12 protein-coding genes and 1 pseudogene are annotated in these 11,791 nt (G+C 72.6%); 6 read left to right on the top strand and 7 right to left on the bottom strand.

The window, feature by feature from the left end; genetic code table 11:
* Positions 1–212: 212 nt before the first annotated feature.
* The 3 genes and pseudogenes from AB0D57_RS18460 to AB0D57_RS18450 all read right to left on the bottom strand — a co-directional run.
* Positions 213–2,708, bottom strand: coding sequence for an FtsX-like permease family protein (locus AB0D57_RS18460; RefSeq protein ID WP_362073307.1), 2,496 nt, complete (start codon positions 2,706–2,708; stop codon positions 213–215).
* The gene (locus AB0D57_RS18455; protein WP_362073303.1) at positions 2,705–3,520 is read right to left on the bottom strand and encodes an ABC transporter ATP-binding protein; all 816 of its coding nucleotides are present in this window, start codon (positions 3,518–3,520) and stop codon (positions 2,705–2,707) included. The genes AB0D57_RS18460 and AB0D57_RS18455 overlap by 4 nt, the downstream gene beginning before the upstream one ends.
* Before the next feature lie 101 nt (positions 3,521–3,621).
* Positions 3,622–3,729, bottom strand: a pseudogene (locus AB0D57_RS18450) (site-specific integrase); the annotation flags it as partial.
* Positions 3,730–3,936: 207 nt separating this feature from the next.
* Between AB0D57_RS18450 and AB0D57_RS18445 the strand changes: the two are divergent.
* From AB0D57_RS18445 to AB0D57_RS18420, 6 genes are all read left to right on the top strand, one after another.
* On the top strand, positions 3,937–4,563 hold the full coding sequence (locus tag AB0D57_RS18445) for a transcriptional regulator (RefSeq protein WP_362073300.1): 627 nt from the start codon (positions 3,937–3,939) through the stop codon (positions 4,561–4,563).
* On the top strand, positions 4,560–5,186 hold the full coding sequence (locus AB0D57_RS18440; RefSeq protein ID WP_362073297.1) for a toxin-antitoxin system, toxin component family protein: 627 nt from the start codon (positions 4,560–4,562) through the stop codon (positions 5,184–5,186). Before AB0D57_RS18445 ends, AB0D57_RS18440 begins: the two co-directional genes overlap by 4 nt.
* Positions 5,187–5,192: 6 nt before the next feature.
* Positions 5,193–6,410, top strand: coding sequence for an MAB_1171c family putative transporter (locus AB0D57_RS18435; protein WP_362073294.1), 1,218 nt, complete (start codon positions 5,193–5,195; stop codon positions 6,408–6,410).
* A complete protein-coding gene (locus tag AB0D57_RS18430) occupies positions 6,407–7,843 on the top strand; it encodes an FAD-dependent monooxygenase (protein WP_362073291.1) in 1,437 nt (478 codons plus the stop codon). The genes AB0D57_RS18435 and AB0D57_RS18430 overlap by 4 nt, the downstream gene beginning before the upstream one ends.
* A gap of 42 nt (positions 7,844–7,885) precedes the next feature.
* Complete coding sequence (locus AB0D57_RS18425) at positions 7,886–8,812, top strand: hypothetical protein (protein WP_362073288.1); 927 nt, start codon at positions 7,886–7,888, stop codon at positions 8,810–8,812.
* Positions 8,813–8,967: 155 nt separating this feature from the next.
* Positions 8,968–9,279 (top strand): hypothetical protein, encoded by a 312-nt coding sequence (locus AB0D57_RS18420; RefSeq protein WP_362073285.1) that lies wholly within the window; start codon positions 8,968–8,970, stop codon positions 9,277–9,279.
* Here AB0D57_RS18420 and AB0D57_RS18415 read toward each other — a convergent pair.
* The 4 genes from AB0D57_RS18415 to AB0D57_RS18400 are packed head-to-tail and all read right to left on the bottom strand — an operon-like array spanning position 9,263 to position 11,783.
* The gene (locus AB0D57_RS18415) at positions 9,263–9,859 is read right to left on the bottom strand and encodes a hypothetical protein (RefSeq protein WP_362073282.1); all 597 of its coding nucleotides are present in this window, start codon (positions 9,857–9,859) and stop codon (positions 9,263–9,265) included. The genes AB0D57_RS18420 and AB0D57_RS18415 overlap by 17 nt on opposite strands.
* Positions 9,828–10,658 (bottom strand): FkbM family methyltransferase, encoded by an 831-nt coding sequence (locus tag AB0D57_RS18410; RefSeq protein WP_362073279.1) that lies wholly within the window; start codon positions 10,656–10,658, stop codon positions 9,828–9,830. Before AB0D57_RS18410 ends, AB0D57_RS18415 begins: the two co-directional genes overlap by 32 nt.
* Complete coding sequence (locus AB0D57_RS18405; protein WP_362073276.1) at positions 10,655–10,882, bottom strand: Trm112 family protein; 228 nt, start codon at positions 10,880–10,882, stop codon at positions 10,655–10,657. The genes AB0D57_RS18410 and AB0D57_RS18405 overlap by 4 nt, the downstream gene beginning before the upstream one ends.
* On the bottom strand, positions 10,803–11,783 hold the full coding sequence (locus AB0D57_RS18400) for a hypothetical protein (RefSeq protein ID WP_362073392.1): 981 nt from the start codon (positions 11,781–11,783) through the stop codon (positions 10,803–10,805). The genes AB0D57_RS18405 and AB0D57_RS18400 overlap by 80 nt, the downstream gene beginning before the upstream one ends.
* Positions 11,784–11,791 lie beyond the last annotated feature (8 nt).

Genomic DNA, 11,791 nt, shown 5'->3' with positions numbered 1-11,791 from the left:
ACCAAGGGACTTCACCACGCGCCGTCACCCACCGGCAAGCTCGGGGCCTGCCTTCACTGGCGGGAACCGGCCCGGTGTCTCGGGGCGCCGTAGTCTGTCCGATGCACCGGGCAGCCGGGGCCTTGGCCATGGAGGACAAGGACGGCAACGGCCGCAAGCGGCATCGCGGCTCGATGAAGTCCCTGCTCTGGCCTCGAGGCCGCAGGCCCCCGTCAGCCCTCCCGGTCGCGGAGCGCCGCTCGCGCCGGGAGGGTGACGGCGAGCAGGGCGAGGCCCACGGCGGCCGCGGTGAAGGACCCGTACACGAGCGGGGGTACGTACGGGGCCTCGCCGGTCAGGCCGCGCATCATCGGGATCAGGGTGGCCGCGGCGATGGCGGTGCCCAGGACGATGCCGGCCACCGCCACCAGCAGGCCTTCCCAGCGCAGCATGTCCATCACCTGGCGACTGGTGGCGCCGACGAGACGGAGCATGCCGAGCTCGCGGCGGCGGTCGAGGACGGTCATCACGAGGGTGTTGACGGCGGCGACGGCGGCGAAGCCGCCCAGGACTCCGGCCATCGTGTAGTTGGCCCAGGCGTTGAGCTTGCGGTCGGTGGTCTGCTCGACCACGTAGCCGGACGCGTCGGCAACCTTGCCCAGCGGGGCGAGGGCCTTCGTGTCTCCACCACGTACCAGCAGCGTGCTGTCGAAGCCCGAGGTGACGTGGGCAGCCAGGGACGCGCGGTCCATGGTCACGGCCGCGAGGCCGAGTCCGCGGCCGTACACGGCGACGACCTCGGGGCTGGTCCTGGTGCCGTCCGGGAGGTACATCGGCAGCTTGTCGCCGACCTTGACCTTCGCCAACGTGGCGAGCGTCTTGTCGATGGCGATACGGCCCTTGCCGACACGGTCCAGGCTGCCGCCGCGAACGTCGAGGTCCTGCACCTTCGCGAGCTGCGCGCCGGAGCCGGAGATGCCCTGGGTCGCCGAGCCCTGCAGCCACCGGTCGCCGCCCGATCCGACGGGCACGAGCACCTGCGTGTCGAGCAGGCCCACGGCCGCGTCGACGCCGGGTGCGCGGGCGGCCCGGTCGACGGCCTCGGCGGGCAGCCCGGCGGGGTGCGTGATGACGTGGTCCGCGGTGACGCCGGCGCGCAACTGCTTCGCGGCGACGTGACTTTCGCTCGTGTGCATGAAGGCGAGCGTCGAGGCGAAGGCCATGGCCAGCACGATCGGGGTGATCGCGGAGGCCAGCCGACGGGCGTTCGTACGGGAGTTGGCGGCGGCGAGCGCGGCCGCGGCGCCGCGGCCGCGCAGCAAAAGCCCGAACAGCGCCGCGCACAGCCGCGCCACCAGCGGGCCGAGCAGCGCGACGGCGAGCATGAACAGCATGACGACGCCGAGGGCGGCGTTGGCCGCGTCCTCCCCGGCCGAACGGGCGGCGATGACGGTGAGGAACCCGCCGCCGACGAGGGCACCCAGGCCCAGCACGGTACGGATCACGCCCGGCCGCAGCCGCTCCACCGACGCCTCGGTGAGCGCCTGCCCCGGCTTGATCTTCGCCGGCCGGCGCCCGGCTGCCCAGCCGGCGGCGAGCGCGGTCAGCAGCCCCGTGCCGACGGCGACGATGAGCGGGATCCAGGAGACGTGCAGGTCCACGGGGACCGGGATGGCCCCGCGGTCCTTCAACTGCCCGATCCACCAGTGCGCGAGCCCGATCCCGGGCAGGCAGCCGAACAGCCCGGCGAGCGGCGCGACGAGCAGCGCCTCGGCGGCGACCGCGCGGCGGATCTGCCGCGGAGTGGCGCCGACGGCGCGCAGCAGCGCGAACTCCTGGGCGCGCTGGGCGACGGACAGCGCGACCGTGCCGGACGCCGTGAAGACGGCGACCACGGCGGCGATCCCGCCGAACGAGCCGCCGAGCCCGGTGAGCGTTTCCTTGGCGTACCCGAGCCCGCGGTCCTCGACGGCGCCGCGGCCGTCGCCGGTGTGCACCTTGGCGCCGGAGCCGGCGAGCGCCTTCTTCACGCCGGCGGCGAGGGCGTCGGTGTCCGCCCCGTCCCTCGCCAGTACGGCGATGGCGTCGGCCTTGCCGGGATGCCCGGCGAGCGCGGGGGATTGGGCGTCGGTGAACCAGCCTGTGGCGCCCTTGGCTACGTCGCCGGATCCGGCCTTCGCCAGCCCGGAGACGCGGAAGTCGGCGCGCCCGGTGGCGGTTTCGAGCGCGACGGTGTCGCCGACGCCGGCCTTCGCGACCCGTGCGGCGGCGGCGTCGAGCACGACCTCGCCGGTACGGGGCGCGGCCCCGGAGGTGAGCGCGGCGCCGGTGAAGGCGTGCGATCCCCAGCCGTGGCCCGTCAGCGCGTCGTCGCCCTGGCGCACCGGGAACGTGAAGTCCGGCACCGCCGCCTCCGCGCCGGGCGCGCGGGCCGCCTTGTCGGCCAGCGCAGCGTCCACGCGGGCTGTGTCCGGCAGCGGGTTCGCCGACTCGGAGCGGCTGTCGCCGCTGCCCGTGACGAGGCGGGCGCACTGGTCCGCCGCCGCGACGACCGGCGCCTTCGCGTATCGCTCCGCCGGCACCGACGCGCGGGCGCCCGTCTCCAGGAGGATGCCGCAGGCCGAGACGATCAGTGCCGCCATCATCAGCGCGACGAAGGTGCCGGCGAACGACGCGGGTTTGAAGCGTACGGCCGCGCGGGCGAGGCCGTTGGGGGCGAACCTCCTCACGCCGCGGCCCCTGCCATCGCGCCCGTACGGGAGGTGAGGGCGGCCATGCGCGCCGCGATCTGCTTCGCCGAGCCGCGGTCGAGGCCGCCGGCGAAGACGCCGCCCGCGAGGAACAGCACGCGGTCAGCCCAGGCGGCCGCGGCCGGGTCGTGGGTGACCATGACGACGGTGGCGCCGAGGGTGTCCACCGCGTGCCGGAGCAGGCCGAGGACCTCGGCGGCGGTGCCGGTGTCGAGGGCGCCGGTGGGCTCGTCGGCGAAGACCACGTCCGGGCTGGTGACCAGGGCGCGGGCGATGGCCACACGCTGTTGCTGGCCGCCGGAGAGCTCGCCGGGCCGGCGCTTCGCCTTGTCGACGAGGCCGACCTGCGCGAGCACCGCGTCCGCCCGGCGGCGGTCCTGGCGCTGCCCGGCGAGGCGCATCGGGAGCAGCACGTTCTGCTCCACGGTGAGGGAGGGCAGCAGGTTGAAGGCCTGGAAGACGAAGCCGAGGCGGCTGCGGCGCAGCTCGGTGAGCTGGTTCTCGCGCATACCGGTGATCTCCGTACCGCCGAGGCGCACGGAGCCGGCCGACGGCCGGTCGAGGCCGGCGGCGCACTGCAGGAACGTGGACTTGCCGGAGCCGGACGGGCCCATGACGGCGGTGAATGTGCCGCGCGGCAGGCCGAGATCGATGCCTGCGAGGGCGTGCACGGCGCCGACGCCGCGGCCGTACTGCCGCCGGACGCCGCGCAGTTCGACGGCGATACCGGGTGTGCCCTGGGCCTCCGGTCGGTCGTCCGTCTTCTGTCGTTTGCCGCCGCGCAGCCTCATGTCCGTCCTCTCGCGATCTTTTCGAGCCGATGACTCGAAGCTACGGATCACGGTCATTGCGGACCATGGCGGCTGCTGGCGGATCCGGGGTGGGGATAACCCGAGGCCGGGCGGGCGTTCCATGTGTTCACCGCCGAGCTGCCCCACAGCTGCTCCAGGGCCTCGCCGATCTCGTCGTCGGCGACCGCGGCGAGCGGCCGGGTCTCGCCGGGGCACTTGTACGAGCTGCGGTACGAGTTCACGGCCGAGTGAACGCGTTCGGCATGAAGTGATCTTCGTAGCGCCCGCCCCGTGCCGTCAACGATCGTTCTTGAACCGGGAACGATCGTTCGGAAAACGTGGCGCGGGTCGCCCCCGGCCCGTAGTCTCGGCCCACGAAGCGGCAATGTGACGAGTCAACTACCGGGAGTGCCTTGGTGAGTGGGTTCTTGGTGAGTGAGTCGTCCCTGCCTCCGCTTCACGAGACACTCGCGCGACTCGACACGCAGATCGCCGAGAAGGGCCTCGAGCGCGGCGAAGTCCTCGACGTGGCGGCGCTGTCGAGGGCGACGGCTCTCGCGCAGGACGACGTCCGGGGCCTGCTCGACGGCGGGGCGGCTCGTGAGGAAGGGGTCGGCGACCGGATCCGGGGGCGGGTGCGCGCGCTGTACGAGGCGTATCTCGCCGAGAGCGGGAGGCGGCCCGCGGATGTCTGCCGGGATGTCGCCTCCGGGCTCGGGATCAGCGACAAGTGGGCCCGTAGCCTCCTCAGCGGCGACAAGATGCCGAACGTGCCGGACCTCACCCGGCTCGCGGAGTTCTTCCACATCGAACCGGGCACGAAGTTCTTCACCGACCCGGCCCCCGTCGTCCTGAACGGCGCGCTGCAGGGCGTTCTGAGGGAGCTGGAAGGCGGGCTGGAGGACGGGCCGCTGCTCAGGTTCACGATCAAGCACGGTGTCGTCACGCTCGCCCTGCGGGGCAGGCAGCTGACTCCCCGCAAGCAGGAAGCGCTCGCCCTCATGCTCGAAGGCCTGCTGAGCGGTGAGGAGACGGAACGATGAGGAGGGGAGGGGGAGCGGCGCGGCGGGCCGGCTGGCTGTGGGCCCGTACGGTCGCGTTGTTCTCCCGCCGGGCCGACTCCGAGATGCGCGGCCTCGCCGTGGAGCTCGCCCGCACGTTGCGCAAGCGGCTCGACGCCCCGGTCGACGTACGGGAGTTGGCCCAGGCTCTGTGCCAGGAGATGAGTGCACGCCGCGACGGGCGGCCCATTCAGCTGCGCTTCGAGCGCTTCCCCGACGAGATCGAGGTCACCGGACTGTGGATGGAGTTCCACGACTTCGACCTCGTCGTCGTCGAGGAGCGCGCCGAGACCGTGCAGCAACTCGTCATCCTCGGCCATGAGTTGTGGCACATGGCAGCGGGGCACTCGCACTCGCACCACCACTTCGCCGGTGCGGCCGCCGCCCGCGCCCTCTCCGACGACCCCGGCTGGCAGGAGATCGCGCTCACCGTCGCCGCCCGCAACGGTTCGCACGAGGCCGACGAGGCCGAGGCGGAGGACTTCGGCCTCCATCTCGCGAGTGTGTTCCGGTCCTGGGTGACCGGGTCCCGTACCCAGGGCCCGGTCGACCCGGTCGGACGGGCCATCCAGGCCGCCCTGGGCTACCGCGGACCCCAGGACTGACCGGCGATGAATCCTTCCCGCTTCTTCGCCGGGCTCTACATCTCGTTCTGGATCCCGACGGCGGTCCTCACCGCCGCCCTGGCGATCAAACTGCCCAGCATCGTCAAGCTCTGGAAGGACCCGCTCCTTCGTGCCGTCGGCGGCCTCCTCGTCCTCGCCTGCGCGGTCTTCGTCTTCGCGGCGCCGCAGACCATCGCCTGGACCAACCGTGTCACCGGCGTACCGAACATCGCGGCGCCCCTGGTCTACAGCCTCATCACCGCGTTCTGCGGGTCCTGTCTGCTGCTGATCACCGCCTGGCGCAACGGCATCTCCGACCGTTCGCGCACCACCCGCCGCGCCACCCGCTGGGTGGTCACCGTCTACGCGGGCGTGATCGTCGCGCTGTGGGTGCTGTTCGCGCTCGCCGACGCGCCCGTCGAACGGGTGCGGGACCTCGACACGTACTACGCCCGCACCGCTTTCATGCGCGAAGAGATCGTGCTCTATCTGCTCGCGCACACCGTGGCCTGTGTGATCACGTCCAAGCTGATCTGGAACTGGATCCGCACCGACGGACTCGACGTCTGGCTGCGCAGCGGTCTGAAGTCCCTGGGCGTCGGCTACGCGATGAACCTGATCTACGACAGTGCGAAGATCGCGGCGGTCGTCGCCCGCTGGACCGGCCACGACCTGGACTGGCTGAGCACGGGCCTGGCCCCGCCGGTCGCCGCCGTCTCCGCCATCCTCATCGCGGTCGGCTTCATCCTGCCGCACGCCGGCCAGTACCTGCACCGCCGTGTGCGCACCCGGCTCTCCCACTGGCACCTGCGCCCCCTGTACCGGCTGACGCGGACCGTCACCGGCGGCCGTATCCCGCTCAAGCTCCGGGCCACCCCCGAACTGCGGCTGACGCGCCGCGAGACGTTCATCCGCGACGCGCTGCTCCATCTCGCCCGGTTCATCGACGAGGACCTGTGGCGCAGGGCGTACGACGCGGCCGGCGGCCTGGGATTCGAGGCGGGCCGGGCCCGCTCGCTCGCCCACATCGTGACGATCAAGGACGCCATCGAGACCAGGAAACGAACCCGGGAGGAGGACGCCACCGCTCCCCTCAACAGTCCTGATACGGAGAGCCTGCTGGCGGAGATCGAGGCCGTGTCCCGAACCCTCCGCCGCACCGACGACATCAGGGCGGTCCGCGACGCAGCGGCCGCCGCAGCAGAGAGCGTGCCAGCCCCATGAGTGCCAGCCCCAGCCCCACGAGTGTCCCCGCCCGGCCCCTGAGATCAGCCGTCGTCCTCGGCGGCAGCCTGGCCGGCATGCTTGCGGCCCGCGCCCTGGCCGAGTTCGCGGACGTCGTCACGATCGTCGAGCGCGACGTCCTGCCCGACGGACCCGAGCGGCGCAAGAACCTGCCCCAGGCCCAGCATGTGCACACGCTGTGGTCCGGCGGCGTACAGGCGGTCGAGGAACTCGTGCCGGGCGTCACCGAACTGCTCGCCGCGGCCGGAGCGCACCGCCTGCCGGTGCCGACGGACATGGTGGCACTCTCGTCCCAGGGCTGGTTCCGCCGCTGGACCGAGTCCCACTTCATGATCCTCAGCAGCCGCGATCTGCTCGACGCGACCCTCCGGGCGAAGGTCCTCGAAGACGACCGGATCAAGCTCGTCGAACGCGCCGAGGCGCTCGGCCTCGCCGGCAGTGCCACCGCCGTCACCGGCGTCCGCGTCCGCAGCCACGACGACGCCGAACGCACCCTCCCGGCCGACCTGGTCATCGACGCCACCGGACGCGCCTCCCGCACCCCGGAGTGGCTGACGGCCCTCGGCCTCCCGGCCCCCGGACAACGGGAGGTCAACTCAGGTCTCGCCTACGCCAGTCGGCTCTATCGCGCCCCCGAGAAGGCGCGGCACGGCTTCCCCGTCATCAACGTGCAGCCGGTCCCGCGCGACGGAAAGCCAGGCAAGGGGGGCGTCCTGGTGCCCATCGAGGACGGCCGCTGGCTGGTCACCCTGTCGGGCACCCGCGGTGGCGAGCCGAGCGCCGACGAGAGGCACTTCCAGCGCTTCGCCGGCGAGGAGCTGCGCCACCCTGTCATCGGGGAGCTCATCGCCCACGCCGAACCGCTGACCGGTGTGGCCTTCACCCGGACCACCGCGAACCGCCGCCACTACTACGAGCGCGCCCGGCGCTGGCCCGACGGCTTCGTCGTCCTCGGCGACGCACTCGCCGCGTACAACCCGATCTACGGCCACGGCATGTCGGTCGCGGCCCAGAGCGCGCTGGCGCTGCGCGCCACGATCCGCCGCCGGGGCTGGGGCACCCCCGGGCTGGCCCGCGCCGTGCAGAAGGCGGCGGCCCGCCCGGTCAACGCCGCCTGGGACCTCGCCACCGGCCAGGACGTCTTCTACCCCGGCGCGACGAAGACCGGCCCCACCCTCCGGGACCGCATCCTCGCCGGATACGTCGACCGTCTCCTCTACACCGCCACCGGCAACGGCCGCATCGCCCGCCGCTTCACCGACGTCTCCTCCCTCCAACGCGGCGCCCACGTCCTCCTCACCCCCGGCGTCCTCCTCGCCGCCGTACTCGGCCCCCTCAAGCCCCAGCTCACCGAGCCACCCCTCACCCACGAGGAGTGGAAGGCGGCCGAGGGACCGACCACCGACGGCTGAAGCGCTGATTGTTAGCCTCGCCGGGCATCAGCCGTTACGAGGATGGAGTCCGCCGTGGCCCGCACAGCCGCCCGTGCCCGAGTCGCACTTGCCACCTACCGTCCGGCGGAGGGCGAGGTCGGCGCGGACCGGGACCTGCCCGTGCTGAAGGCGGCTCTGGAGGAGGCCGGGGCGGCGGCCACGGTCGCGTACTGGGACGACCCGGCGACCGACTGGGCGGCTTTCGACCTCGTCGTGATCCGGTCGACCTGGGACTACAGCTGGCGGGTGGCGGAGTTCGTGGCGTGGGCCGAGCGGTGCGGGAAGCTCACGCGGCTGGCGAATCCGGCGGCGGTGGTGCGGTGGAACACCGACAAGCGCTACATCGGGGAGCTGGCGGAGGCGGGGGTGCCGACCGTACCGACCAGGTATCTCGCGCCGGGTGACCCCGCGGGTCTCGCCGATCTTCCCGACGGACACGAGTTCGTCGTGAAGCCCACGTCGGGCGCGGGTGCGCGGTTCGCCGCCCGCTACACGCCCGAGGAGCGGGAGACCGCCGTACGGCAGCTCGCGCGCATGCATGAGGAGGGGCTGACCGCGATGGTCCAGCCCTATCTGACGACCATCGACACCGCCGGGGAACGCGCACTGCAGTTCTTCGGCGGACGTCTCCTGCACGCCAGCCGCAAGGGAGCCGTGCTCGCGCCCGGGACGGCGTACGACGCGGACAAGGTCGCGCATCCCCGGCTGGAGGTGTGGGAGCCGACTCCGGCCGAACTCTCGGTGGCGAACAAGGCGTTGGCATCGGTACCCCAGGGCCCCGACGCACCGGAGCTGCTCTACGCCCGCGTCGATCTCGTCGACGGCGACGACGGGGAGCCGTGTGTCATGGAGCTGGAGCTGGTCGAGCCGAATCTCTTCCTGTGGCTGCATCCGGAGTCGGTACCGAGTGTCGTCGAGGCCATCCTGCGGGCAGCGGACGAGCGGTAGGGACAGCGGTGATACGACCTGCCCGGGGAGCCACTGGGTTCTGGGGCCGTGATGACGAGCCACTCCCGAACACGGATGTGGCGTCCTTTCGGCGTGCCTGCGCCGAAGCCGCACGAGGGAGCCGGGCCCGGGTCGGGGAACTGGTCTCCGCCGAGGTGCACACCTTTCACTCGGTCACGATCGCCCAAGGCCCTGTGTCGCACATCGTGCTGTGTCACGCTCACCTGCCGGTCGCCGCCTTCACCGAGACGCCCCCGGTGCCGGGCAAACCGGTGTCGGGCTTCGTGGACCCGCCGCCGTGGGCGGGCGGGTTCGAGGCCGCGGGCCTGCGGATACTGCCGGTCGAGGAACTGAGTACGCCGATGACCCGGGTGGACCTGAGCGAGCTGTCGACAGCGGAGCTGGCCCAGATCCGTCACTGGCACCCGCAGGTGCTCAGCGACCTGCTGTTCAACTGGTGGGACTGACCCGCTGCAACAGCCCCCACGTGAACTCCGCCGCGCACTCCCGCCGTACCCCCGACGCGTCCGGGCCCGTGAACGCCAGGCCCCAGCGGGTCGGGGCGGTGCCCTCCAGGGGGCGGGCGGGGGCGAAGGCGTGGGCGACCTCGTCGACCGTGCAGGACCAGGGGCGGAGGTCGTCCAGGGTCTTCAGGACGGGGCCTTCGGCTTCTGGCGCGCGGACCAGCCACTCGTTCCAGGCCACGCCGTTCGGGGCGACGAGGACCTCGAAGCGGAGGTCCGGCCAGAGGGGAACGGGCCAGAGGTGGGCCTCGCAGGCGAGGTCGCCGATCCGGCGGGGGGTGACCGACTCCGGGGGGCCGAGGATCGAGCGATAGCGTGCGGTCGCGGCGCGGGAGCGCGGGGCGTGCAGCATCGCCTGCCAGCGGCGGTTGGCCTCGCGCATCTCGGCGATGGAGACGCCCAGCTCGTGGCGGGCGTCCTCGACCAGGTCCGGGTTGTGGTCGGCCATGCGGCGCAGCAGGACGAGTTGGAAGTCGAGCGCGGTGAAGGGGCTAGCGGGTCGCTTGGCGGGCATGGGGTCCATGGTCGCGTATCGGGTGGGTGCCCGGGCGGCGGCCGTCCGGCAGGAACAGGACCGAGTTGACGTAGCGGGGGCCGGGCGGGGGGAGGACCCGGCGTAGCAGGCCTTGCGCGACCACGTGGGACCTGCGGGCCTGGTGGGCCTCCAGGGGGAAGGACGCGAGCGGCAGCCAGGTGGTGTCGGGGAGGACCCATCCCGCGTAGCCGCGCTCCGAGAGGTACGTGATCACGGGGGCGATCGGCTGGATGCGGGACTCCAGTTCGATGAAGAGGGCGGGGCGGTCGCGGGCCAGCAAGGCGTCCGCGCCGCGCAGGACCGCCGGCTCGTTGCCGTCCACGTCGATCTTGATGAAGCCGACGTCGCGGAGGTTCAGGCCGTCGAGGGTCACACAGGGGACTTCGAGGGCGCGGGCGTGGATGTCCCGGCGGACCAGGGACGAGACGCCCCGGTCGCCCGCGTCGCCCGGCGGCAGCCAGAGGCGGGCCGTGCCCGGGTGGTCGGAGGCGGCGGCGCGGACCACGCGGACGTTCGCGGGGGTGCCGGAGGCGAGGAGCCCGGCCAGGTGGGGGACCGGTTCGATGGTCACCACGCGGTGGGCCCGGCGCGACAGACGGTGCGTCCAGGGGCCGTACCAGCCGCCCACGTCCACGGCCGTGCCGCAGCCGGGCGGGCAGAGTTCGGCGAGGCGGGCCAGCTCGGGTTCGAAGCGCGGGTAGAGGAGCCGGGCGGTGGCGGCGACCAGGCGGGTGGGGAGGAAGGGGGCGAGGCGGGCGGCCAGGGTTCTCGTCGCGCGGCTGGTCATGGGGCCATCCGCTTGAGGAGTTCCTCGTGTTCGTCCTCCGTGACCTGCTCCCCGGAGGACGGCAGCAGTTGCGGAATGCCGTCGACGATCGGGTAGCGGCGGTGCAGGCGCGGGTTGTAGAGCGCTTCCTCGGAACTCGGGGCCTCATCCGGGACCAGCAGGTGCAACGGGCCCTTGTCCAGGGGACAGGCCAGGATCTTCAGCAGGGGGTCGTCGGGGTTCATGGGGCATCAACTCCTTGGCCAAGACGGTGGGTTCGGGTGCCGTGTCGTGCCTGGGCATGGCGAGCAGTACGGACACCGCGAGGGCGGTGCCCGCCAGGCGCAGTGCCAGCCGCACCGGATCCTGCGGCAGCGCCTCGCCGAACGCGAGCGTGCCGAGCACCGCCGTGAACAGACACGTCACTGTCGTACAGACCGGCACGATCAGCGAGGCCCGGCAGCGCTGCAACGCCGCCTGCGACATGACCAGGCCGAACGCGCCGGTGAAGAGGAGGAGATAGGGGTACGGAGAGCGGAGAACGGCAACGACCGCCCCCGCCAGGTCGGTTGTCGACAGATAGCTCGACACGCCTTTGATGGCCAGCGAGCTCACCCCGTACAACAGACCCACCGCCACGCCGTATTCGACCCCCGTCGACGGCATCCGGTGCCGGTGTCGCGCGCGGCGCTCGGCGGCCCGGTACAGCCACACGCCCGTCGCCAGCGTCGGCAGGCAGACCGTGAGGACGAGCGGGGCGGGCGCGCCGCGGCCGACCGTGTCCGAGCCCTCGCTCAGGGAGAGGACCACCATCAGCAGGGCCAGGAGGATCGCGCCGAGCGCGTACCGCTCGCGGCCGGTCGTCTCCTCGCCGAGCAGCCGGGAGGAGAGCAGCACCAGCAGGACGAGTCCGGAGACGAAGATGCCCTGGGCGGCGGCGATCGGCAGGGTGCGGTAGACGGCGAGTTGGGCGCCGAAACCGGCGGCGAGGGCGAGCGAGCCGCCGATCCACAGCGGGCTGCCCAGAACGAGCCGCAGCAGGTGGGCGGGGCGGCGGATGTCCACCACGGGGAGAGCGGCGAGCGCGCGCTTCTCCAGGACGAATCCGGTGCTGTACAGGACGTTCGCCAGCAGGGCCGCGGCCACTCCCCACC

The sequence above is a fragment of the Streptomyces sp. NPDC048275 genome, from assembly GCF_040652275.1.
GTDB lineage: Bacteria > Actinomycetota > Actinomycetes > Streptomycetales > Streptomycetaceae > Streptomyces.
This window is presented reverse-complemented; position numbering and strand designations above follow the sequence as displayed.